This window comes from Koromonas humicola (assembly GCF_059726255.1).
This window is the reverse complement of sequence record NZ_AP040873.1, coordinates 2,716,990-2,740,273: the sequence shown is the minus strand read 5'-3', so window position 1 is coordinate 2,740,273 and position 23,284 is coordinate 2,716,990. Positions and strand designations below refer to the sequence as shown.

The 23,284-nt window shown below is 56.2% G+C and carries 25 protein-coding genes; 10 read left to right on the top strand and 15 right to left on the bottom strand.

The window, feature by feature from the left end:
• Positions 1 to 295: 295 nt before the first annotated feature.
• On the top strand, positions 296 to 601 hold the full coding sequence (locus AC6IZD_RS11945; protein WP_497783540.1) for a zinc-ribbon domain containing protein: 306 nt from the start codon (positions 296 to 298) through the stop codon (positions 599 to 601).
• Positions 602 to 664: 63 nt separating this feature from the next.
• Here AC6IZD_RS11945 and AC6IZD_RS11940 read toward each other — a convergent pair whose 3' ends face one another.
• Entirely contained in the window at positions 665 to 1,159 is a 495-nt protein-coding gene (locus AC6IZD_RS11940) for a response regulator (protein ID WP_497783539.1), read from the bottom strand.
• A gap of 183 nt (positions 1,160 to 1,342) precedes the next feature.
• Here AC6IZD_RS11940 and mtaB point away from each other — a divergent pair, with 183 nt between their 5' ends.
• From mtaB to pheT, 7 genes are all read left to right on the top strand, one after another.
• The gene (gene mtaB, locus AC6IZD_RS11935; protein WP_497783538.1) at positions 1,343 to 2,728 is read left to right on the top strand and encodes a tRNA (N(6)-L-threonylcarbamoyladenosine(37)-C(2))-methylthiotransferase MtaB; all 1,386 of its coding nucleotides are present in this window, start codon (positions 1,343 to 1,345) and stop codon (positions 2,726 to 2,728) included.
• A 20-nt stretch (positions 2,729 to 2,748) separates the two neighbouring features.
• Positions 2,749 to 3,237: a glutathione peroxidase gene (locus tag AC6IZD_RS11930; protein WP_497783537.1), complete on the top strand. Its 489-nt coding sequence runs from the start codon at positions 2,749 to 2,751 to the stop codon at positions 3,235 to 3,237.
• Between the two features lie 102 nt (positions 3,238 to 3,339).
• On the top strand, positions 3,340 to 3,864 hold the full coding sequence (infC, locus tag AC6IZD_RS11925) for a translation initiation factor IF-3 (RefSeq protein WP_497787580.1): 525 nt from the start codon (positions 3,340 to 3,342) through the stop codon (positions 3,862 to 3,864).
• 159 nt (positions 3,865 to 4,023) lie between these two features.
• Positions 4,024 to 4,218 (top strand): 50S ribosomal protein L35, encoded by a 195-nt coding sequence (rpmI, locus tag AC6IZD_RS11920; RefSeq protein WP_497778536.1) that lies wholly within the window; start codon positions 4,024 to 4,026, stop codon positions 4,216 to 4,218.
• A 158-nt stretch (positions 4,219 to 4,376) separates the two neighbouring features.
• A complete protein-coding gene (gene rplT / locus AC6IZD_RS11915) occupies positions 4,377 to 4,742 on the top strand; it encodes a 50S ribosomal protein L20 (protein ID WP_497783536.1) in 366 nt (121 codons plus the stop codon).
• A 126-nt stretch (positions 4,743 to 4,868) separates the two neighbouring features.
• On the top strand, positions 4,869 to 5,963 hold the full coding sequence (pheS, locus tag AC6IZD_RS11910; RefSeq protein ID WP_497783535.1) for a phenylalanine--tRNA ligase subunit alpha: 1,095 nt from the start codon (positions 4,869 to 4,871) through the stop codon (positions 5,961 to 5,963).
• Positions 5,963 to 7,984, top strand: a complete 2,022-nt coding sequence (pheT, locus tag AC6IZD_RS11905; RefSeq protein WP_497783534.1) for a phenylalanine--tRNA ligase subunit beta — start codon at positions 5,963 to 5,965, stop codon at positions 7,982 to 7,984. The genes pheS and pheT overlap by 1 nt, the downstream gene beginning before the upstream one ends.
• Positions 7,985 to 8,045: 61 nt before the next feature.
• Here the strand turns inward: pheT and AC6IZD_RS11900 are convergent, their stop codons facing one another.
• On the bottom strand, positions 8,046 to 9,467 hold the full coding sequence (locus tag AC6IZD_RS11900) for a DNA recombination protein RmuC (RefSeq protein ID WP_497783533.1): 1,422 nt from the start codon (positions 9,465 to 9,467) through the stop codon (positions 8,046 to 8,048).
• Positions 9,468 to 9,531: 64 nt separating this feature from the next.
• On the opposite strand from AC6IZD_RS11900, the gene AC6IZD_RS11895 reads away from it, so the two are divergent.
• Both AC6IZD_RS11895 and AC6IZD_RS11890 read left to right on the top strand, forming a co-directional pair.
• Positions 9,532 to 10,320: a CAP domain-containing protein gene (locus AC6IZD_RS11895; protein WP_497783532.1), complete on the top strand. Its 789-nt coding sequence runs from the start codon at positions 9,532 to 9,534 to the stop codon at positions 10,318 to 10,320.
• A 108-nt stretch (positions 10,321 to 10,428) separates the two neighbouring features.
• Positions 10,429 to 10,551: a hypothetical protein gene (locus AC6IZD_RS11890; RefSeq protein ID WP_497783531.1), complete on the top strand. Its 123-nt coding sequence runs from the start codon at positions 10,429 to 10,431 to the stop codon at positions 10,549 to 10,551.
• A gap of 65 nt (positions 10,552 to 10,616) precedes the next feature.
• Here the strand turns inward: AC6IZD_RS11890 and ispG are convergent, their stop codons facing one another.
• The 13 genes from ispG to AC6IZD_RS11825 all read right to left on the bottom strand — a co-directional run bounded on the left by ispG (position 10,617) and on the right by AC6IZD_RS11825 (position 23,230).
• Complete coding sequence (gene ispG, locus AC6IZD_RS11885) at positions 10,617 to 11,855, bottom strand: flavodoxin-dependent (E)-4-hydroxy-3-methylbut-2-enyl-diphosphate synthase (RefSeq protein WP_497783530.1); 1,239 nt, start codon at positions 11,853 to 11,855, stop codon at positions 10,617 to 10,619.
• Positions 11,856 to 11,935: 80 nt separating this feature from the next.
• Positions 11,936 to 13,279, bottom strand: a complete 1,344-nt coding sequence (gene rseP / locus AC6IZD_RS11880) for an RIP metalloprotease RseP (protein WP_497783529.1) — start codon at positions 13,277 to 13,279, stop codon at positions 11,936 to 11,938.
• A gap of 21 nt (positions 13,280 to 13,300) precedes the next feature.
• Entirely contained in the window at positions 13,301 to 14,497 is a 1,197-nt protein-coding gene (locus AC6IZD_RS11875; protein ID WP_497783528.1) for a 1-deoxy-D-xylulose-5-phosphate reductoisomerase, read from the bottom strand.
• 34 nt (positions 14,498 to 14,531) lie between these two features.
• On the bottom strand, positions 14,532 to 15,437 hold the full coding sequence (locus AC6IZD_RS11870; protein ID WP_497783527.1) for a phosphatidate cytidylyltransferase: 906 nt from the start codon (positions 15,435 to 15,437) through the stop codon (positions 14,532 to 14,534).
• A gap of 75 nt (positions 15,438 to 15,512) precedes the next feature.
• Positions 15,513 to 16,289 carry an undecaprenyl pyrophosphate synthase gene (gene uppS / locus AC6IZD_RS11865; RefSeq protein ID WP_497783526.1) on the bottom strand — a complete coding sequence of 259 codons (777 nt, stop codon included), beginning with the start codon at positions 16,287 to 16,289 and terminating at the stop codon, positions 15,513 to 15,515.
• A gap of 77 nt (positions 16,290 to 16,366) precedes the next feature.
• Positions 16,367 to 16,591 (bottom strand): hypothetical protein, encoded by a 225-nt coding sequence (locus AC6IZD_RS11860; RefSeq protein ID WP_497783525.1) that lies wholly within the window; start codon positions 16,589 to 16,591, stop codon positions 16,367 to 16,369.
• Between the two features lie 229 nt (positions 16,592 to 16,820).
• Positions 16,821 to 17,354 (bottom strand): helix-turn-helix domain-containing protein, encoded by a 534-nt coding sequence (locus AC6IZD_RS11855; RefSeq protein WP_497783524.1) that lies wholly within the window; start codon positions 17,352 to 17,354, stop codon positions 16,821 to 16,823.
• A gap of 540 nt (positions 17,355 to 17,894) precedes the next feature.
• Positions 17,895 to 19,451 carry a histidine ammonia-lyase gene (hutH, locus tag AC6IZD_RS11850; protein ID WP_497783523.1) on the bottom strand — a complete coding sequence of 519 codons (1,557 nt, stop codon included), beginning with the start codon at positions 19,449 to 19,451 and terminating at the stop codon, positions 17,895 to 17,897.
• 9 nt (positions 19,452 to 19,460) lie between these two features.
• Positions 19,461 to 19,895 carry an acyl-CoA thioesterase gene (locus tag AC6IZD_RS11845; RefSeq protein ID WP_497783522.1) on the bottom strand — a complete coding sequence of 145 codons (435 nt, stop codon included), beginning with the start codon at positions 19,893 to 19,895 and terminating at the stop codon, positions 19,461 to 19,463.
• Between the two features lie 57 nt (positions 19,896 to 19,952).
• The gene (locus AC6IZD_RS11840; protein ID WP_497783521.1) at positions 19,953 to 20,729 is read right to left on the bottom strand and encodes an enoyl-CoA hydratase/isomerase family protein; all 777 of its coding nucleotides are present in this window, start codon (positions 20,727 to 20,729) and stop codon (positions 19,953 to 19,955) included.
• An 84-nt stretch (positions 20,730 to 20,813) separates the two neighbouring features.
• Complete coding sequence (locus AC6IZD_RS11835; protein WP_497783520.1) at positions 20,814 to 21,950, bottom strand: glutathionylspermidine synthase family protein; 1,137 nt, start codon at positions 21,948 to 21,950, stop codon at positions 20,814 to 20,816.
• On the bottom strand, positions 21,950 to 22,303 hold the full coding sequence (locus AC6IZD_RS11830; protein ID WP_497783519.1) for a hypothetical protein: 354 nt from the start codon (positions 22,301 to 22,303) through the stop codon (positions 21,950 to 21,952). Before AC6IZD_RS11830 ends, AC6IZD_RS11835 begins: the two co-directional genes overlap by 1 nt.
• A 60-nt stretch (positions 22,304 to 22,363) precedes the next feature.
• Positions 22,364 to 23,230 (bottom strand): hydroxymethylglutaryl-CoA lyase, encoded by an 867-nt coding sequence (locus AC6IZD_RS11825; RefSeq protein ID WP_497783518.1) that lies wholly within the window; start codon positions 23,228 to 23,230, stop codon positions 22,364 to 22,366.
• Positions 23,231 to 23,284 lie beyond the last annotated feature (54 nt).

The following is a 23,284-nucleotide window of genomic DNA, read 5'->3' as shown; positions in this document are numbered from 1 at the left end:
GATGAAAACCTGCAACCTTCCTCCTGCCTGCCCGAGTGCGGCTTCAGAAGCTAGGCCCTGAAGCTTGCATCGGTCTCTGGCTAATGTTCCGTTTCGCGAATCTGGATCGCAAAGTCCACATAGATTTCCCACGAAATTGCCAAATTCAGGGTATGATTCCCCGATCAGTTTTGGGTGTCATCGTACATCCTCTCAGTAGTAATAAAGCTAGTTCGCATTTCCAGTGATCGTCTTCAGGTGCCGCAAGGTGCGGTCTGCAGCGACGTTGTGGGAGTCAGGGCCGAAAGGAGAACCCATGGAGTTCCAGGACAGGATGCTGAAATGTGTGGATTGTGGGCAGGAGTTTGTTTTCACTGCGGGTGAACAGCTCTTTTTCCACGACAAGCAGTTTAAGAACCTCCCCAAGCGGTGCAAGGCCTGTAAGCAGAAGAGGACTCCCGCTGACAAGGCAGGCAGTGCGTTTAAGAAGAATGAGACCCATGCCGTATGTTCGGCCTGCGGCAAAGAGACGATCATTCCGTTCCGTCCTACACAAGGAAGACCGGTCTTTTGCCGCGCATGTTTTGGCCAGAACAAAAAGGCGTCAGGCGTATCCGCCTAACTTGAAATTGCTGATCCGCCTGCCGGAATGGGAGGCGGAGGTTTCAAAATTTGTAGGGGAGTATCAGCCTGCTTTCGGAGCGCTTTCCTTTGCGGCGCTCTGCTTTTCTACAACGACCGGACCCGGTGTTGTGGCGCCCGTCGACGGCTGCTTCCCATCTGCTTTATGTCTGCTGTCCTGATTTTGCTTGGCGTCTTGATGAGTAATCAAAAGCGCTTCGATCTGGCGCAGCAGGTCACCGGTGTTCATCGGCTTCACCAGTAGAGACTCGGCTCCCTGACTCTTCCAATCTCCCCCCAGGTTTGGGAACGCGGTCAGGATGGCGGTTGCCGGATTGTAAGACTGCGCGCGAGCGGCGCGAATCACGGCGAATCCCGACGTCTCGTTTTCCATCCGCATGTCGGTAATCACCATCTCGAACTTACTGCTGCGGAGCTTCTGCTCAGCTTCACGTGCCGAGCTGGCTGTCTCAACCTCGAATCCGTTCATTTCGAGGACTGCCTTGAGTGTCAGCAGGATTGCCAGTTCGTCGTCCACGATCAAGATGCGTCTCTTCATTGCTAGCTCCCAGGAATTCTGTGGCAACGCCGTTTGTGAAACAGCAGCCATCTTTGGATGCGGCTGGCTGGTTTTCGTTATGGCTGAAAGTCAGAAACTAAACCGCTAGGAAATCGTCATAGGAACTGCAGACGCCATTGTCAAACGGCTACTGCATCACCCCGAGTCCCATATAATACTCCCGTGGGAAGTTTCTATGTTGAAAACTTCGGCTGTCGCGCGACTCAGGCAGATGGTGCGGCCATTGAACGCCAACTTGCCGAACGCGGATTGAATCGAGCGGGCACTGCTGTCGATGCCGAAGTAGTTGTGCTCAATACTTGCACCGTGACGTCGTCGGCCGACCAAGATGCTCGCGCCGCAATACGACGCATTCACCGCGCCAATCCTGGCGCGCGCATACTTGTCACAGGATGCTACGCACAACGGGCGCCGGAGGAAATCGCCGCAATCGAAGGTGTGTCGCTTGTCATTGGAAACTCGCACAAGCATCGGCTTGGAGAGATCGCAGCAGGGAACGGGTTCGTTTCCGTCTCCTCGCTCATACCTTCTGAGCAGCAGAACTTGGCGCAACTTGGCGTTCCGGAAGCGAATCATCATGCTCCAGTGGTGGTCGAAGACATCTTTGCTCACACGCAATTGCTGGCAGCACCGGTCTTCGATTCCGACAACGAGAAGACCCGTCCAAATCTGAAAGTTCAGGACGGATGCAACAATCGTTGCTCGTTCTGCGTGATCCCATTCGTGCGAGGCAGAAGCCGCTCACTGCCAGTCGGCGAGATTCTGCGTAATGTGGACCAACTCGTTGGCAACGGCTATCAGGAACTCGTGCTCAGTGGCATCAATCTTGGGCGCTGGGGACGCGACCTGCGCAGCGAAGGTGGAGCGCCCTCACGGCTGCGGTTTGTCGATTTGCTGCAGAGCATTCTTGAGCGCACGAGCGTGCCCCTGCTACGAATCAGTTCGATGGAGCCGATGGATTGGAGCGATGAAGTGATCGACTTGGTCGCCTCATCACCACGTATCGCGAAGCACGCGCACGTTCCATTGCAAAGTGGTAGCGATCGTATTCTGCGCAGGATGCATCGGCGATATCGGCCATGGCATTACGAAGATCGCATCCGGCGAATTCACGCCGCAATGCCGCAAGCCGCAATTGGTGCGGATGTAATGGTCGGATTTCCCGGCGAAACGGATGAGGATTTTGAGGAGACTCGCGCCTTTATTGAGCGCCTGCCCTTCACATACCTGCATGTGTTTACGTATTCATCGCGGCCGGGGATGCCTTCATCGGCAATGCCGGACCAGGTGCCGGTGCATCGAGCGCGTGAGCGCAACCGGGTGTTGCGTGAATTGGCTGCAAGAAAGAAGCGTCAATTTCAGGAACAATTCGTTGGCAGTAACATTTCGGCGCTCACGCTGACGCAGGTTTCGGAAGGTAGGACCGAGGCGTTAACGAATAACTATCAGAAGCTCTGGATCGTTGGATCTCTACCGCCGAATCGTTTGCTGAATGCTCGCATCCATTCCGTAGAAGGCGATGCGTTGGTGGGTGAGGTAGTGGAGTAGGCTCGCCCTGAAAGGACTCCATGGCCACCATTTACGACTTTTCTGCCAAGCTGAATGATGGAAAAGAAAAGCAACTTGCCGATTATGAAGGCAAGGTTTTGCTGATCGTTAACACTGCGAGCAAATGCGGATTCACGCCGCAGTACAAGGGGCTAGAGGAACTCTACAAGCGGTATCGCAAAGAGGGACTGGAAATTCTGGCGTTCCCGTGCGATCAGTTTGCACATCAGGAGCCTGGCAGCGATGCCGAGATACGCAGCTTTTGCGAACTTAGCTATGGCGTGACTTTCCCGATCTTTTCGAAGATCAATGTTAATGGCGTGAGTCAACACCCGCTATTCAAGTATTTGAAGAGCGAGGCAAGCGGCTTGATTGGCGACTCGATCAAGTGGAACTTTACGAAGTTCCTGGTGAGTCGTAAAGGTAAGGTGCTTGGCCGCTTTGCTCCCACGACCAACCCGGAAGAAATCAGTTCGGACATTGCGAAGGCCCTAAAGGCAAAAGCCTGAGTTTTCAAGCTTTGGCGATTGGATTCAGCCTTTGGCCATTGAGGAGCAACGTCCTTTCCATGCTATACTTTATGCCGGTTATGAGTACCATCGGAGGACCGTATCGATAAGCGTTTTATCCGCACCAATGAGCGTATTCGCGTCCGCGAAATTCGCGTGATCGACGATCAGAGCGAGCAGCTAGGCATCATGACGCCGCTCGACGCGCTCAAAATTGCCAGGGAAAAAGGACTCGACCTGGTGGAGGTATCACCCACCGCGCAGCCTCCTGTTTGCCGCATCATGGACTTTGGTAAGTACATGTATGAACAGGAAAAGAAGGAGCGCGCGGCCAAGAAGAATCAGAAAGTCATCACCATCAAGGAAGTCAAGTTCCGCATTAATGTGGACGAGCACGACTATCAGACCAAGAAGAATCATGCTCTGCGCTTCCTGGGTGAGGGTGACAAGGTAAAGGCGACCATCTTTTTCCGCGGTCGTGAAATGACTCGCCAGATGCTCGGTCGTGAGATCTTGCAGCGGCTGATCAAGGATGTCGCGGACAAGGCTGTGGTCGAGAATATGCCCCGGCAGGAAGGCAACACCCTGCATCTGATTCTCGCTCCGCCGAAGGCTCAGAAGCAGTAATCAGGTACATTCTGCTGAGACCTCAGCAGGGGCCGATCGCGGTTTTGCCGTTTCGCATGCCGCCTCCGTGATTTTTTGTGAGAACTCCGCTCCGGTGCGGTTTGCCCGGAAGGGGTGTTCTCGTGTTTAATGACAGTAGCTGTTATTTAGGACCCTAAAATGCCGAAGATGAAAACTCACAGTGGCGCCTCGAAGCGCTTCAAGAAGACAGGTTCTGGCAAGGTAAAGCGCGGTTTTGCTTTCCAGCGCCACATCCTGACTTCGAAGGACACGAAGCGGAAGCGCCAGATGGACATGGGTGGAATGGTCGACAAGGCCGATCTGCCTAAAGTATTGAGGATGATCCCCTACTAGTAGGACGATCTCCCGCCAGACGGCATCGATTCGTCTGGTGTTACAAAGGGTGAAAACCCGGGTGTGTGAAGAGGTTCAAGGGCTCAGCCTCCTGCCTCCAGCCGCCATAATCCCGCGGATCTTCGAATCCAGCGGTTTTAAAAAGGAAGGTAGCATCAATGCCTCGCGTAAAACGTGGTACTAAGCGCCGTGATAAGCGCAAAAAGATTTTAGAGCGGGCTAGTGGGTATTTCCTCACTAAGTCGAAGCTCTACCAGGCAGCTCAGGAAGCCGTACAGCGCGGACTGAAGTTCGCCTTCATCGGTCGTAAGCAGAAGAAGCGCCAGTTCCGTTCACTCTGGATCGTGCGCATCAATGCCGCCGCCAAGCTGAATGGGATCAGCTATTCGCAGTTGATTCACGGCCTCAAGGTCGCCGGTATCGAGCTGGATCGCAAGATCCTCGCCGACATCGCCGTCAACGATCCCGCGGGCTTTACCGCCCTGGTCGGGCAGGCCAAGGCCGCCGTGCCGGCACAAGCGTAAAGCGTCCTCGACCCAGTATCAAAGCCACGAATGGCACGGGAACACGAACCGAAACGGTTCATGAGTTTCTCGAGCCGTTCGTGGCTTTTTCTTGCGTTCTAGTAAGTCAGGAGCAGCAAAGCAATCATGTATAGCGTTCCCAAACTTGAAGATTTCTCTCCAGCCGCGCTCGACCAAGCTGCCGCCGAGTTCGTGGCGGCGCTGGAAGCCGAGTCGCAGGCGGCTTCCGACCCGAAGGCCTTCGAGGAGTTCCGCAATCGTTGGATGGCGCGCAAGAACGGCCTGCTGACACACGTAAATGATCTGTGGCTCAAAGCCGCACCAGGCCCCGCAAAGCGCGACGTCGGCCAGCGCGTAAACGGATTGAAGCAGAAGGCTGAGAGCCTCGTAGCCGATGCCGAACAAAAGGCAGCGAGCGCCGGATTAGCGCAGAAGCTGAAGTCCGAGACCGTGGACATCTCACTGCCCGGCATCGAGCGCCCGCTCGGGGTGCGTCACCCGGTCTTGCGCACGCTGGATCAACTGATCTCGGTGTTTGTGAAGATGGGTTACTCCATCGCTGAAGGTCCGGAGATTGAAAGCGATTACTACAACTTCGAGGCATTGAACTTTCCGCCGAATCACCCGGCGCGCGACACGCAGGACACGCTGTTCGTGGCCAATCAGGAGCAGAAAGCACAACGCGATCGCCTGTTGCTGCGCACGCACACATCTCCGGTGCAGATTCGCACGATGGAGAAGCTTGCGCCTCCGGTGCGCGTGATCTGCCCCGGCAAGGTGCATCGGAATGATGCGCCCGATGCCACGCACTCGCCCGTGTTCCACCAACTCGAAGGATTGTGCGTAGATACGAACATCACGTTCGGCGATCTGAAGGGAACACTCGACCACGCGATGAAGTCGATGTTCGGCTCGGACGTAAAGACCAGCTTTCGTCCATCGTTCTTCCCGTTCACCGAGCCTAGCGTGGAGGTTTCGATCTCATGTCCGTTTTGCGGAGGCAAGGGTTGTCGTCCCTGCAAGCAGAGTGGATGGATTGAACTACTTGGCGCGGGCATGGTCGATCCGAACGTCTTCGGCTTCGTTGATTACGACCCGAAGAAGCTCAGCGGATTCGCATTTGGCATGGGCGTCGAGCGACTGGCAATGATGACCTACAACGTTGATGACATTCAGCAGTTCTTCTATGGCGACATGCGCTTCTTGGAGCAGTTTGCGTAATGAAAATCTCAGCAAGTTGGATTCGCGACTTTGTCTCTCCTGCGGTTAGTGACCGCGATGTCGCAGAGGCACTCACCATCTCGGGCATCGCCATCGAGGGCTATTTCGGCGAAGGCGTTGATCAGACGTGGGAAGCCGAGATCACGACGAACCGCGTCGATGCCATGAATCACTACGGCGTGGCACGGGAGGTATCGGCCGTTTACAATCTGGACCTCGCGCGCATCGCGCCGAAGATCTCGGAAGGCGGCCCTGCAGACGTTTCGATCACGATTGAGGATGCCGAAGGCTGCGCTCGATACACCGCACGCGTGGTGCGCGGAGTGAAAGTAGCTCCGGCTCCGGCCGAAATTGCGCATCGTCTTGAGCTGATCGATCAACGCAGCATCAGCAACGTAGCGGACGCGACAAACTACGTACTCAACGAACTTGGCCAACCTACACACGCATTTGACCTCGATAAAGTCGAGGGTGGCAAGATCATCGTGCGGCGTGCGCGCGCGGGTGAAACGCTGACGACGCTTGATGGTATCGAACGCAAGCTTGCGCCTGAAGACCTGGTGATTGCCGATGCCGTGAAGCCTCTAGCGCTCGCGGGAATCATGGGCGGCGAATCCAGCATGATCACCTACTCGACGAAGAATGTGTTGATCGAGTCGGCATGGTTCGATCCAGTCTCAATCCGCCGCACAGCGCGTCGTCTTGGAATGCATACGGATGCGTCGCATCGCTACGAACGTGGAGCCGATCGTGGCATCACGCAACTAGCGTGCGCGCGAGTGGCAGAACTGATCGTGGCCAGTGCCGGAGGCACGATTTCGCAGGAAATTGATGCCATCGGCCGCACGATTCCGCAGCCCTGCATTGCGCTGGAGGCGAGCGAGGTGAAACGCATCCTGGGCGTGGAGATTGCGCCGGCGGATATCGTGCGTATCCTGCATCGGCTTGGATTCGAAATCGAAGGCAACGGCCCGGAGTTCAAGGTCACGGTGCCTACGTGGCGACTGGACGTGGAACGCGAGATCGACCTGATCGAAGAGGTCGCGCGCATTTACTCGTACCTGCGGATTCCGAATACGCTGCCTGCTTTTGCCGGAAGCGTTGTGGAACAGCCGGACGCGCGCAAGAAGGCGGAGACGCGTAGCCGTTTGCTGGCGTTGGGCTACAACGAATCTCTGTCGTCCACGTTCATCCCGCAGGAAGATGCTCGATTCTTTGCCGGATCGGAGCCGGTGCGAATCGCAAATCCGTTGAGCGAAGAGGCGTCTTTCATGCGCACCTCTCTCGTGCCCGGGTTGCTTTTGCAAGTGGCATACAACCTGAACCGCGGGAACAGCGACGTCCGTCTCTTTGAGGCCGGGCATGTGTATGCAATGCAGGGTGAGACTGTGGATGAGCATAACTCGCTTGCATTCGTCGGAACCGGTGCCGCGCGTGAATCAAGTGTGCACGGCAAGCCTGAACCGCTGAATTTCTTCCACATCAAGGGAGATGTTGAGCGTTTAGTGGCCGCATTCGATGCGAAGAATGTGACGTTTGATCGAACGGTGCCCTCGTGGCTACATCCGGGCCGTTCCGCGCGCGTGCAGGTGGACGGGGACACGGTGGCTATCTTCGGGCAGTTGCATCCTGAGGTCGCGGCAGTGCGAAAGCTGAAGCAGGATGTGCTGATCGCGGAGGTCTATGTCGAGGCGCTGTACAAGCATGCGCTGCATCAGCCCGCATACACTCCGATCTCGAAGTATCCGGCGGTAGAGCGCGACTTCTCGTTTGTGCTGCCTGAGGGAGTGGAGTTCGAGAGCATTCGCGAGAAGGTTGCAGCGCTCGGAATCGCGGAGCTCACGGCGGTCATTCCGGCTGAGGTTTTCCGTGGTGGATCCCTGGCGGCGGGGACGTATTCGTTCCTGTTGCGTGTGCGGTTCCAGTCACCGGAGCGTACGCTACGCGACGACGAGGTCGCAAACTGGTCGCAGCAGATCATCAAGGCAGTGGAATCGTTGGGTGGTTCTCTGCGCGGATAGTAAGTATTACTACAAAGAAGAAGCCCCGCTTTGTGCGGGGCTTCTTCTTTGCTTACGATCGTTAGGAAATGCTAGCCGCGTCGGCTCTCTCGGTCAGCAGCGGCTCGTCTTCGATGCTGGCCTCCACTAAATCCGCTGGGAGGCTCTTCTTTGGTTTTACGCCGAGAGCTTTCAGCATCTCGGCCTGCCGAATGACGTTGCCGCGTCCTGTGGAGAGCTTGCTGAATGCGTCAGAATAGCTTGCCTTCGCTTGATCAAGACGGTCTCCAACGCACTTGAGGTCTTCGATAAATCCTACGAGTTTGTCGTGCAGTTCGGCACCGCGCTTTACGATGTCCTGCACGTTTTGCTTCTGGCGCTCCTGACGCCAGAGGTGGGCGACGGTGCGCACCACGAAGAGCAGGGTGCTGGGGCTCATCATAAGGACATTGCGTTCGTAGGAAGTGCCCCACAGTTCGGAATCGTTGCTGATGGCGGCCATGAAAGCGCCTTCGATCGGGATGAACATGCAGACGAAGTCGATCGATTGCAACTGGTGTAGCGATTGGTAGTTCTTCTCCGCAAGCTCCTTGATGTGGCGGCGAACGGACTCCATGTGACGGGCGAGGGCGATCTTGCGCACTTCGTCGCCCTCCGCGTTGACGTATTCGTTATAGGCCGTGAGCGAGACTTTGGAGTCGATGATGAGGTGCTTGTTCTCGGGGAGCTTCAGGATGACGTCGGGACGCACCTGCCGCGAGTCTTCATTGCGGAAGCTGTTCTGAATGAAGTACTCCTCATCTTTGCGCAGGCCGGAGGATTCGAGGATCTTCTCAAGAATCATTTCTCCGAGGTCGCCTTGAACTTTCGAGGAAGTGGTAAGAGCGCGCGTGAGCTTGCCGGTGTCGTCGGAGAGCTGCTGGTTCAGGCCCATCAGCATCTTTACCTGCTCAGCCAGAGCGGAGCGGTCTTTGCCTTCCTGGAAGTACACTTCCTCGACCTTCTGCTGAAATCCCTTGATCTGCGTCGCGAGGGGCGAGAGCAACTGCGAAAGGTTCGCCTGGTTCTGCTCGGTAAATCGGCGGGATTTTTCTTCGAGGATATCGTTAGCCAGGGTCTTAAACTGATTCGAAAGCTCGACACGGGCAGCGGTGAGTAGCTCGAGTTTTTCGCGGGATTGTTCGCGCTCGCTCTTCAACTGCTCCGCGAATCGCTGTTCCTGCTGTTCGAGTTGCTGAGAGGACTGTAATTCCTGCTGCTTGAGTTGTTCGGCGAGACGCGTGGCTTCGCGTTCGGCGGCGAAACGAGCTTCGATCACAACTTTCGACTCAGCCGAGAGTTTATTCAATTGCTGCTGCGAAGATCCCATGGTCGTGCGACTGGTCGCCAGTTCAGTTTCGAGCGATGCCAGTTGGGCCTTCATCAATGAGCAGCGGTTTCCGAGCACGACCGCAGTGATGCAAGCTCCGAAAAGGAATGCAAGAATAGCGATAAGGATTTGCATGACTATTAAGATGACTCCGGGTTCTTGGATTGTACTCCACCTTTATCGCCGGGGGGTATCGCGGATGATTCCCCCCATCGTGCTGTTGCTGCTGGTGACAGCGAGCGCTCTGGCGCAATCGCGTGTTGCGCCGGATGCGGAGCAGGACATTCTGCGGCTTGTGAATCGGGAACGACAGGCGCGAGGGCTTTCCTCGCTGGTTGTCGACGAGCGATTGGTGGTGGCGGCGCGCAAGCATAGCGAAATCATGGCTCGCACCGGAGAAGTCGAACACCAGATCGGAAATGAGCCGAAGCTGACACAGCGTCTGGGCGTTACGGAGATTCGCTTCGACGTAAGCGGAGAAAACGTCGGGCTCGCAGCGAATGCTGAACGTGCACACGACGCCTTGATGCACTCTCCCGGACACCGGGCGAACATTCTCGATCCGAAGTTCAACTCGGTAGGCATTGGGGTGGTGCGCACACCGCAGGGAATCTATGTTACGCAGGACTTTGCGAGGCGACTGCCTGAGGCGAGCGTTGGCGAGGCAGAGGAGCAGATAGCTGTAGCACTGAATCGCATGCGCCGCAATGCTGGGGCTCCCATGCTCAACCGAGTGCCCGCGCCTACCCTGCGACGGCAGGCTTGTGAGATGGCTGCCAGCAACAAGCTCAATCCACGCGCCGCGCTGTCACTGCAAAACGTGAGTAATGCTGTGACGTTCACGGCCGTCGATCTGACCCAAATTCCGAAGTCCTTGGAGCGACTTAGGAGCCAGCCTGCGAGCGGCTTTTCGGTAGGAGCGTGCTATCAGAAGAGTTCGAGCTACGAAAATCCTGTCTTCTGGATCGTGGTCGTGACGTATTTCTAGGCAAAATGAAATTCGGTGAAATAGGGAACTAGCTTACGCCTCCCAGCGTATCTCTGACATCACAAGCGAACACGTGGGGTGTTCACGAAAGGTGAGGAGGCGAGAGCAATGGAAGCAAAATACAACTGGATTATCGACAGCGTTCCGATCCGCAGCGCAATAAGCGCGGCAGCATTTTCTGCATGGTTCTGGGCTGTGTTTGGATTGATGTTCCTTGCCAACAAGGGGTAACGCGGAAATACGAATAAGCAAAAGAGCCCCATGCGCGCTGGGGCTCCTTGAGTCAGATACGGATACTAGACCTTCGCGGGCTCGTTCCTTTTCGCGTACTTGGATTCTACGTAGTCGGTGAGAATCTGCTTGAACTCATCAACAATGTGATCGCCCTTAAGCGTAGTGACGAGCTTTCCGTCGACAAACACCGGAGCCTTCGGTTCCTCGAAGGTTCCCGGCAATGAAATGCCAATGTTCGCATGCTTTGACTCGCCCGGGCCATTCACGATGCAGCCCATTACGGCGAGTTTCATGGTCTCAACGCCCTCGTACTCGTTGCGCCACCCGGGCATCTGCTCGCGCACAAAGAGCTGAATCTGCTGTGCCAATTCCTGGAAGTAGGTCGAGGTCGTGCGTCCGCATCCGGGGCAGGCAGTGACCTGGGGCAGGAAGCTGCGAATCCCGAGCGACTGCAATATCTGCTGCGCAACCTGAACTTCTTCGGTGCGATCACCGCCGGGAGTGGGCGTGAGCGAAACACGAATGGTGTCGCCAATGCCTTCCTGCAACAGGATCGAGAGTCCGGCGGTGCTGCCCACAATTCCCTTGGCTCCCATACCGGCTTCGGTCAGGCCGAGATGCAGTGGATATTCGCAGCGCGAAGCAAGGTCGCGATAAACATCGACCAGATCCTGTACGCCGCTTACCTTCGCGCTGAGCAGGATATGGTCTGCGGCGAGGCCGTAGCTTTCAGCGAGTTCGGCGGAGTGAAGCGCGCTCTGGATCATGGCTTCGATCATCACGTCGCGGGGATCCTTGGGCTCGGCGAGCTTGGCGTTCTCGTCCATCATGCGAGCGAGCAGCTGCTGGTCGAGCGAACCCCAGTTCACACCTATGCGGACCGGCTTATCGTTCTCGATAGCGCACTCGATCATCGTGCGGAAGTTGTCGTCGTTCTTGCGGCCGATAGAGACGTTGCCGGGGTTGATACGGTACTTTGCGAGAGCCTTCGCGCAATCGGGGAACTTCTTGAGCAGGATGTGCCCGTTGTAGTGGAAGTCGCCGACTATCGGCACATGGATGCCGCGGCTTGCGAGCTCTTCTACGATGGGGCGAACGGCTGCGGCTGCGGCCTCGTTGTTCACCGTGACTCGAACTACTTCAGAGCCGGCGGCAGCCAGTGCCGCGACCTGCCGGACGGTGGAGGCTACGTCTGCCGTGTCTGTGTTAGTCATCGACTGCACCATTACGGGCGCGTCGCTGCCTACTCGAACGTTTCCGATCTTTGCTGTATAGCTTTTTCTGCGCTTGATGATTGCCATGGAGAGCTCTCTGGATAGTTTATCACTCGCGGGGTGGTGAAAAGGGCGCCCGCAGGCGCCCTTCGCTGAACACTATTGAACTACTGTCCTGGCAGCATCTTCACCACATCGTTGAAGATCACCATTCCGGCAAAGAGCACCAGGCAAACAAATGCAGCCTGATAAAGCCGGATCTTGATCCCCTCGTTGATGTCACGTCGCATGGCCGATTCAACCAGCAGCATGGCGATCAATCCGCCATCCAGGATGGGAATGGGCAGCAGGTTGAAGAGCCCGAGTTGCAGACTCATCATGGCGATGAATCCCATCACATCGTTTGCACTGCGATGATGGACCATCTCGCCAGACACGCGCACGATCTCGATTGGGCCGGACATCTGCTTTACGGAGACCTTGCGTTCCGCCATACGTCCGATCAGATCGAAGATCAATCCCGAAAGCTTTTTGCATTCCTCGATCGAGCGTCCAAAGGCCTCAGGAAGAGGTAGCTGCTCCACCTGCACAGGCTCCGAACCGAACCCGATCCGATATATGGGACGGGAATCGATCATTGTTAGCCGCGGGGTGATCGTCAGTTCTAGCGGCTTGCCATCACGAAGCACCTGCAGGTGGACGGGGTTGTCCTTTGTCTGCTGTAGGTAGGTTTGCATGGCGCCGGTCGCCTGGATCGGATTGCCATCGGCGGAGACGATCTGATCGCCGATCCGGAGACCGGCCTGTGCGCCCGGCATCTCCTGATCGAGCGCGGTCACGATGAATGGCTGCTTCGGAAGCCAGCCTGCATCACCGCTCTGTGCCTTGCCATCAGCCTTAGGCGTTAGCGTGATCGAGAGCGTTTCTTCGCCACGCTTTACCTTCAGCGCTAGAGGCTGATTCGGGCTGATGAGAACTTTGTTGTGAACGTCCTGCCACGTCGGATTGCTGGTGTCGGCAACCTGCAGAATCTTGTCGCCCGGCTTCAGTCCAGCCTGATCGGCCGGGTATCCGGGGACACACCAACCCACAACCGCGGGCTCATAGAGCCCGTAGGGAATTTCATGATGCAGAGCAAATACGGCCGTCAGCAGCACTACAGCCAAGATTCCGTTCGCTGCGGGACCCGCTGCAGCAATGATCAGGCGCTGCCAACGTGGATGCTTCAGGAACTGGCCCTCGTCGTTCGAGTCAGTTGCCGTACGTTCTTCCGGCATTTCGATCGCGTTGACCCCGGTCATTTTCACGTAGCCGCCAAGCGGAAGAGCAGAGACGCGGTAGTCAGTCTCGCCGCGCCGGAAGCCAAACAACCGCTTGCCGAACCCAAGTGAGAAGACCTCGACGCGTACGCCCAGCAATTTGGCTGCGGCGAAGTGGCCGAACTCGTGCACCAGAATCATGACGCCAAGCACGAGAATCGCACCGGCCAGAGTGTAAAGAGCGCTAATCATATACGGAATAAATTGCCTCCACTAACGGAGTGCTTGTCTGGTAACGGCTACTCGCGAGCCGCTCGCAGTTACAAACCGGCGGGCCAATTCGCGTGCTTCGGAATCCATACAAAGAACCTCATATATAGATTCCGGTTTGCGCGCTGGCGTTTCATTCAGAACGGATCGAATTGTGGCCGGAATCCCGGTGAATGGGATTTGACCTTCAAGGAAAGCAGCAACGGCTACTTCGTCGGCTGCGTTCAGGGCAACCGTCTTTGCCCCACCAGCTTCAACGGCCTCATAGGCCAGCCGCAAACAGGGGAATTTTTCCAAATCTGGTGCGCAAAAGTCCAGATGTTTCAACGACAACACGTCAAATCTGAGATCACTTTGGATTCGTTCCGGCCAGGTGAGAGCGTACAAAATCGGAAGCCGCATGTCGGTCACGCTGACCTGGGCGAGAATGCTTCCGTCCACAAACTCGACCATGCTGTGTACCGTGCTCTGCGGATGAACCACGACCTTAGTGCGTGAGGGAGGCATGTTGAACAGCCGAACTGCCTCAATTACCTCGAATCCCTTGTTCATCAGGGTAGCGGAGTCAATCGTAATGCGACGGCCCATCTTCCATGTTGGGTGATTCAGGGCCTGAGTGACCGTGATGTTCTCAAACTCATCCTTGGGAGTGTTCAGGAAAGGACCACCAGAGGCGGTTAACCAGATCTGTTCAACCTCGTTTGCTCGCCCACCGCGCAGACATTGATGAACCGCGTTATGTTCGCTGTCGATAGGAAGCAGCGGCTTGCCGTGGCGGCGTGCTTCGGCCGTAATCAACTCTCCGGCGGCTACAAGGCATTCCTTGTTCGCGAGGCCGATTTCCTTGCCGGCCTTCACCGCCTCGTATGTCGCTTCCAGTCCCGCGACGCCAACAATCGCGCTAACCACGAAATCAACTTCGGAGTGAGTGGCAACAGCTATGGTGCCGGGAGTGCCCCAGACGACTTCGGTCTCGGTTACGCCGACTTCGCGCAAACGCTTGCGCAAGGTTTCGGCTGCTTCTTCGCGCGCCACAGAAATGACCTTGGGACGCCAACGCAGAGTTTGCTCAAAGGCGAGATCGAGATTGGAGCCCGCGGCCAAGGTTGCGACCGCGAAACGGTCAGGATAGCTTTCAACTATTTTCAGGGTGCTACAACCAATCGAACCGGTCGAGCCCAGAATTGCGATTCGTTTCATTTGAGGTACTTCCAGTTTAACGTACCGACCCCGTTTAGCCCTGAATGAATTTGCGTCCGAAGGCCAGGAACAGAAGGAAAGCAACCGGCAATGCGAGAAGTAAGGCGTCTATCCTATCCAGAATGCCTCCATGGCCGGGCAACATCGTTCCTGAATCCTTCACCCCTGCACCACGCTTCAAAACCGACTCGAGAAGATCTCCAATCTGCGCGGCACAATTGATCACGGCCGCGAGAATTGCGGCAATCCAAAGCGGAGCACGCGGGTAGGCCGGTGCGTCAATCAAAAGCGATTCAGCAGGGTCAATCAGCAAATGCGATTTGGTGAGGCCCGCTGCGATCTGGGGAACATAGTAGGTGAACAAGCAGCAGATGGCGACTGCAAACAAGAGAGAAGCGACGGCACCTTCAACCGTCTTGCCGGGACTGATGCGCGGAGCCAGCTTGTGACGTCCCATGCTCTTGCCAACGTACATTGCGGCGGTGTCTCCCACCCACACGGCAAGGAAGGTGAAGACCACGAACACCCATCCTCGGAACGACTCGCGCATCATGGCCAATATGAGCAGGGGCAGACCAATGTAGGGAAGGGCAATGTAGCTCATGGCTGCTGCGGGAAGAGCGGTCTTCAGGTCTTCGCGTCCCATCGCGGCAATCAGCAGAACGAATGGCGCGAGCAGGAAGAGCAACATCAGTCCTGCCAGCAGTGCACCAGCACCGAAACCTTGCGCGTAGTAGTAAAGCACGAACAGCGCAGCCGTGTAGATGTATGTGAGAAGTCGGAACGGTTCAAAGCCGTATGCGGCGGTGATGCCCAGATACTCGAATGTGGCCGACAGCGCGACGATCACACCAATGATCAGAAATATCGAAAGGGGAGCGCGAAAAACAGCAAGCAGCACGAGCGGGATCAGGATTGCAGCAGTAATGATACGTTTCATGTCGATACCAGCAAGGGTACCTTCATACGTACTCTGGACGCAAAGCGAGATTAGATTTTCGTGGAGGAAAGTTTGCTAGACTGCCGCACCGACGTCGCCGTATCGCCGCTCGCGCTTTTGGAAATCGACCAAAGCCTCAAGTAAATGAGTGCCGTCGAAGTCTGGCCAGAGCGTTTGCGTGACGTAGATTTCGGTGTAGGCCAACTGCCAAAGCAAGAAGTTCGACAAGCGCATTTCACCGCTTGTACGTATAACCAGATCGGGGTCGGGCAGGTCGCTGTAGAGGTGACGCGAAACCAGTTCCTCGTCGATCTTTAGGTGCTCAAGCCCGCCATTGTTTGCAGCCGCGCGCACAATCGACTGGAAGGCATCGATCAGCTCGGCGCGGGCTCCGTAGTTCAGCGCCAGGGTCATGATCATGCCAGTGTTCTTGCTGGTCTGCTCCGTGGCCCAAGCCATCCTCTCCTGCACTTCGGGAGCAAGCTCATGAATTCGCCCGATGTAGCGGAGCTGGATGTTGTTTTCGTTCATCAGCGGAACTTCGTTCTTGAGGTATGTGCGCAGTAGGCTCATTAGAAAGCTGGTTTCGGTCTTCGGACGCTTCCAGTTTTCGGCTGAGAACGCATACAGGGTCATCGCATGCAGGTTGATGCGTGCACCAAGCGTGATGATTTCACGAACGGCTTCGACACCTCGCTTGTGACCTGCGATCCGAGGCAGATGGCGGCGCTGTGCCCAGCGGCCATTGCCGTCCATGATCACTGCGATGTGTTGCGGTAGCCGCTCTGGATCAAGCTTGGCGTAAATTTCAGCCTGTTTACGAGTCAGACCGGCAGGGATGGTGGTGTGCAAAGCGATTCCTCAAAAATCGAGTATTTTGAAGCTAGCACACGGTTCGGCTTCTTGCAATCGATGCGTCGGGGCTGTGGCTACGCAGCCCGGTGGTGAACGAGGTTGTACTGCTGCTTCCTACGGTCGTACCGGAGTTCCATATAGCGTGCACATTCGGGGCACAACCACAACGCTTTCTGGTTCAGACCCTTGTCTTTGTCTTCCTTGCGGGCGGGACGGACAAACAGCCGTCCTTCGCCCAACCTTCTGAACTGGTTATTGCATTCCGGGTTCGCACACTTTGAGACGTTCGCGTTGTTCATCGTGTCCTGACCGTTCCTTCCCTGGTTTCGGCCAGCCCGACTGCGCTGGCTTCACAGCGTCGGTTGTACGTAGTTTCCGCCGAGCAAACAACAGACTTCTGATTGCCCATTCACTCTTTAGGAAGCGGGGAAATCCGATAGAGTTATCCAATCGAAACAACGCACATTTTGCAACGGCAAAAGACCACTCGACTGGCTTGCAAGTGGGCGGTCGAGCGATGGCCCGGCGCTATGCCGTGCGTCGGGTCATCGCTGTAAGTTCGCGCACTTGGTTCAAAACGCTTGTCCACTGCATGCCGTTTAGCTGACGCACATAGGGCATCAACTCGGAGATGAAATCATCCTGCGAAAGTTCGCGGACCTCATCTTCGGTTGTACGACCTGTCGTAAGCAGGTCGCTCACACGAACGCGCAGCGCTCCTGCCAGACGCTCCAACGAGCCCAGTGTCGGACAAGCCTTTTCGTTCTCGATCTTCGAGACATATGTGCGGGGAACGCACATCCGCTGCGCGAGTTGACGCTGGCTCAATCCAGCGCGCATCCGCAGCGATCGGATTGCCGCCGCTACCGGGACCTGGCTGGAAGGCATGGTCGTAACCGCCGGCTTGCTGGCGGGAGTACGCATTGCAACAACCTCTGGAACGGCGTCCAGATAGGTCTTGCATCGGCGGCACATGTTATTGAAAGTCCGGAACTGGACTAAGTGACAATCGTCGCAACGAACCACTTCCCGCGAATCCACGGGCGCTAGAGTCGTAGCCATGCGATTTTGTACGGAGCCGCCAGAGCGGGGGCAAACTCCCGTCGCCAGGAATCACGCATCTGCGTACACCTGTGACAATTCATAATCTGCGGTGTTTCCCCTTCCGATGTCAATAGAAAATTCAGACAAATCTGTGAGAACCACCTGAGATTACAAACAAACGCCTGCAAAAACCGAAGAAACACGGACAAAACCGCAAAGCGGAACGCGATCTCCGAATGTTTACTCTTGTGGTTCGCGAACCGTCAAAAAAAGAGCCAACACGCGGTTGGCTCTGTGTGCAGACTGATCCCTGACGAAGTCACGTTGCACAAAATGTGCCACGACATAACCTCCGTGGCACAAGTGCGTCGGACGCAGACGTGCATTTGGCAACCGACGCAGGAATGAATGCCTTCTACATGTGCAATCGCTTGTCCAAATCAGCCGAATGTAACCTTTGTCGGCTCACCAGCTTGCAAACGCTTGTGGATTCCATGCCTGTGAAATTTCATAGCTGAAGCGGCGTATATTCGCAAATCGGTATATTGAAGCTACCAATTACCGTAGAACTGCCGCGATCTTCCCTTGGCGAATCACATCTGCCACGAGCGCAATATCGGGTGCGAGCGAGCGATCTTGAATTACGGTCGGAGACACGGCACGGATTTCCTTCAATGCCTGCTGTCCACGCTTTCCGGGCTTCAGAGGGTTGAGCAAGTCCACGGCTTGTGCGGCTGCCAGTGCCTCGATAGCAAGCACGTTCCGCACGTTCTGGAGCACGCGCCTCAGTTTGAGCGCCGCCGTCATGCCCATCGAAACATAGTCTTCCTTGTTGCCGCTGGTTGTGATCGAGTCGAGCGATGCAGGGTGTCCCAACACCTTGTTTTCGCTGACGAGCGCGGCGGCGGTCACCTGCGGCATCATGAATCCGGAATTTAGCCCCGCGCCGGTCGCAAGGAACGGTGGCAATCCTTCGCTCAGTGCGGGATTCACCATGCGCTCGATGCGACGTTCGCTTATGCCGGCTAGCGCCGAGATGGAGATCGCAAGAAAATCCAGCGCAAAGGCCACGGGCTGTCCGTGGAAGTTGCCGCCCGAGATCACGTCGCCTTCAACGGGCTCTGCGGGACCAGGACGTGGGGAACCTGCAGGGCGCGGTTTTACGAACACAAGCGGGTTGTCGACTGCCGAATTCATCTCGGTTTCAAAAACTTGTCGCGCATAATCCAAGACGTCGAGCACAGCTCCGTGCACCTGCGGAATGCAGCGCATCGAGTAAGCATCCTGTACACGCTTGCAGTCGCGGTGGCGCTCCCGAAGAGCCGATCCTTCGAGCATTGTTCGCAGATGCTTTGCCACGACGGTCTGTCCGGCATGTGGACGTGCGTGGTGGATGCGCTCGTCAAAGGCGACATCTGTCCCCTGAAGAGCGTCCAGCGAAATAGAAGAGATGACATCGGCCGTTGTGGCCAGCGTTCGCGCCTCAAGCAGGCTGATGGACCCAAGAGCCAGCATCGCCTGCGTGCCGTTGATCAGCGAAATGGCCTCCTTGGGTTGAAGCTGGATGGTAGGAATCTGCGCGGCTTTCATTGCCTCGCCGCCGCTCATCCGGCGGCCTTCGAACCATGCTTCTCCTTCGCCGATGAGCACCAGCGCCAGATGCGCGAGCGGAGCCAGGTCTCCCGAGGCACCAACCGAGCCTTGCGAGGGGATGACGGGATGCACGCGGCGGTTGAGCATATTGCAGAGCGTGTCGATGATCTCAGTGCGCACTCCGCTGAGGCCCTTTGACAGGGAATTAGCCCGCAGGAGCATCATTGCCCGAGATTCATGCTCAGAGAGAGGATCGCCAACTCCTACTGCGTGGGAACGAACAAGATTGACCTGCAACTCGCGAGCCTGCTCGTGAGAGATGCGTACGTCAGCAAGCTGGCCGACTCCGGTCGTGATGGCGTAAGCCACTCGATCCCCGGCCACCAACGCATCCACAACTTCGCGTGCGCGTGAAACACGCTCACGGGCATCGGGTTCAAGCAGCACCGGCTGATTGTGCAGTATTACCTGCTCGAAACTTTCCAAGTCGAGATCGTTCCCGTTCAAATGCAGTGCGGCCATGGATCCCCTTTACGATTCTGCTCCGGCCGCGGATTTTCCCGCGGCTGCTGAGAGCGTGTTCCAATACTTTCCTGTCAGATGGGCGCGCTTCATATCGCGACCCGTCACCACGTGAGTGCTGCTGCCTTCGGCCAGAATTCTGTCGTCGGATTTACGAACGAGTTCGTAATTGAACCGCACAACCGAGGTCTTAAGATGCCCTATCTGGGTGCGGACTATGATTTCGTCGTCATAACGCGCCGGATGCTTGTAGCGGCAACTCACGTCGACCACGGGTAGATTCAACCCCTCGTTCTCCAGTTCCTGATAACTGAATCCAACTTGCCGCAACAGTTCGACTCGCCCAACTTCGAACCAGATGAGGTAGTTCGAGTGATAGACAACCTTCATTTGGTCGGTCTCGGCATAGCGCACCCGAATCGTCGTTTCGCAGATTGTGCTCATGAGTGTAGGTTACATCATGCAGCCACTCGCATTGATGATCGGACTGCCGTGCCGACCTTACTCGCTCCAACGCGGCTTTCTGCGCTCTAGAAAACTCGCGACTCCTTCCTTGAAATCTGCGCTCATGCGGATCGTCGCATTTGCTTGCATGCCGCTCAAAATGTCCCGCTCGAGCTGGTCTTTGGCGTAGCCGCGCACCAGAGCCTTTGTTGCACGCAGGGATGCAGGAGAGTTCTCCAATAGCTGCTCGGCGAGTCGTTGCGCGCCGGAGAGCAAATTCGCGGGTTCGACAACCTCGTTCACCAGTCCCATGCGATACGCTTCAGCGGCGGTGATGATGCGTCCGGTGAGGAGCAGGTCTCGCGCGTGCTTCTCTCCGACTTGGCGAATCAGAAAGGCCGAAACGATAGCTGGCACGAATCCGATTCGAACTTCGGTATAACCGAACGTGGCCGCCGTCGAGGCTAGCGTGAAGTCACAAAGTGTCGCCAACCCTGTGCCCCCCGCGATAGCCGCGCCATTAACCGCAGCGATCGTCGTCTTCGGAAAGTTGTAGAGAGTGCTGCAGAGAGTCGCAATCCTCTGACTGTGACGATGGTTCTCTTCGGGAGTCTGTGAAACAAGCGCTTGCAGATCTTCGAGATCCATTCCCGCGCAGAAGGCCTTGCCTTCGCCGGTTAGGATGATGACTTGTGCGGGGGAGTCCTCTATTTCCTTGAGGGCCGCGAGGAAGTCGTCGATAAGCTGCTGATTAATCGCATTGCGCTTTTCGGCGCGGGTCAAGGTGATATTTGCGATTTTGTCGTCGTAAGCGAGCTTCAGCGTCGTATACATGGCGGCAGAGAGCTTACCTATGCAGCAGCTATTTTGGCAAATCAGTCAGACTGGTGCACCAACGTGAGCGCCGGGCAAGTTCGCTTACCTGAACAGATGTGGCACAAAGCGGCTGCGGTTGTTGGTGATGATCGTGTCGCTCTCGCGAATGCCCATGCCTGCGGCACCCTGATCGGCGATCATCCACGAGCCGAGGATGGGATATTTGCCATCGAGGCAGGGAATTGGCGCAATCGCCTGGTACAGGAATCCTTCCTCGCCATAAGGGCCGTACGTCTGCTCCTTATCGCCGCTGCGCATCACCTGTACGTTGGCACCCTCGCGCCCAAGGAGCGGCTTGCGAACGAAGTCTTTCATTCCATGCGCGCCGTCAAAATACGCGGGCAGCAGCAATTCGTTGTTCGGATACATCTCCCAGAGGATCGCCAGTAGCCCCTTATTGCTGAACATCATCTTCCAGATGGGCTCGATCCACTGCACCTTATGTATGAAGTCGAGTGCCCGGGCGCCAAACTGCTCCTTCAGCATCCACTCCCACGGGTACAGCTTGAAGATAGTCTTAATCGGCTTGTTCTCAGCATCGACAAATGCAAATGTGTTTACATCGAAACCAATGTCGAGCATGCGAATTGCCTGCGTCTTGATTCCAGCCTGCTCGGCTGTGTCGCGCAGATAGCCCACCGTGAACTCATCCTCAACGGTTTCAACGTATCCGAAGGAGACTGGCTCGGTGACGTAGTTCTTGAGGTCTTTCCACTTTGCGATCAGCTTTTCGTGAATTGAGTTCCACTGATCGGCGTTGGGGAAGCAGTCCTGTAACCAATACCACTGCACGACGGCGGCTTCGAGCAGCGCGGTCGGAGTGTCGGCGTTGTATTCGAGCAACTTGATTTGCTTGCCGTCGTAGGCTAGGTCGAAGCGCCCATACAACGCAGGCGGTTCATCATTCCACGTCTTCTTGATCGCGGGAATGGCTTCGATCGGAATTTTCAGATCGCTCCATCGATTGTTGTCGATGATGTATTGGCCCGCCGCCAGACACATTTCCTGAAGCTTTTCTGTTGCGGCTTCAAGACGATCAACCTCAGCGGAAGTGAACTCGTAATATGCGGATTCGTCCCAGTACGTACCGCTATTGTCGTCAAGGGAATGGAAGACGAGCCCGACTTTCTCCACCTTTTCTTTCCAGTCAGCACGTGGATCGATTGTGTGTCGTTGCATTACCCACCTCCCCCGTGACTGCCGATGCTGCCAAATCCACCACGCGAGATTCCGCCAAAAAATCCGCCCGAGCGTCCTGTGCCGGAACTCATGCCAGGCATCGGATTCCCGTTGATCACTGAATCGCCGATGCGTCCGCCTGAGCTGCCGCCGTAAAGATAGTGGTAATAGGGGAGGACTCCCGTGTATCCCGAACGACGGCGCTGCTCCACCATCTGGCAGTTCTGGTCGTAGGTGATGCGCCCGGTCTCGTCCACGCAATCGCGGCGCTCAGCCTGACGATGGCATCCGGATGTAAAAGCCATCGCCATCCCGGCAAGCAGGCCGAGAGTGATGTTCTGAGTTCTCTTCATGATTCGGGCGCGATTGTATCGTAAGCTGAACCGGCTTGCATCCGAATTCGTCCGGCTCCCTCATCGTGCAAAACGCAGCGCGATGTCCTCGTTCATGCGCAGCACGTTGTCCAACGGCTTGCGAACCGGCACTCCCGCCCCATGATCAGCAAGCGTTTTGAGGACAACTTCCGTAGGAACATTGCCGACCAGTGCGTCTTGCGCGAAAGGACATCCTCCAAGGCCGCCGAGAGCTGAGTCAAAGCGCCTGCATCCTGCGCGGTATGCGGCAAGAATCTTCGCCGCAGCATTGTCTTTCGTTCCGTGCAGATGAACACCGACCTCGATGTAATCAAACTGTTCAACCACGGCCCCAAGAACTTCTGACACCTGCTCCGGTGTTGCAAGGCCTACGGTGTCGGCCAGCGAGACAGTCTGGATTCCCATGTCAGCCACGTTCTCTACCGCTTGCACAATTTCATCGACATTCCACGGGTCGCCGTACGGATTTCCGAACGCCATTGAGATGTACACGACCATGCTCAGATTGTTTTCTTCCGCTTTGCGCCAAACGGATTCGAGCGCATCACTGTTTTCTTCGGCCGTTTGATTCTGATTCTTCTTGAGAAAAGTTTCGCTCAAGGAATACGGGAATCCGAGTGTGCGGACAGAGTTCGTTGCGATTGCGCGATCGGCGCCCTTTTCATTCACCAAGATGCCAATGATCTCGACATCGTCCGGCGGGTCCAGCCGTTTCAGCACATCTTCGCTGTCGGCCATTTGCGGCACTGCGCGGGGCGACACAAACGAAACCGCATCGATGTGCTTGAATCCTGCTCCCACGAGTGCGCGAAGATAGTCGGCCTTGGTGTCGGCAGGAATCTGCCTTGTGAGCCCCTGCCAGGCGTCGCGAGGACACTCCACAATCTTTATTGCGTTCTCAGTCATAGCTTTACAGGATAACGGATGCGGGGCGGGCCGGCATTGGACTTTTGTGCGCCC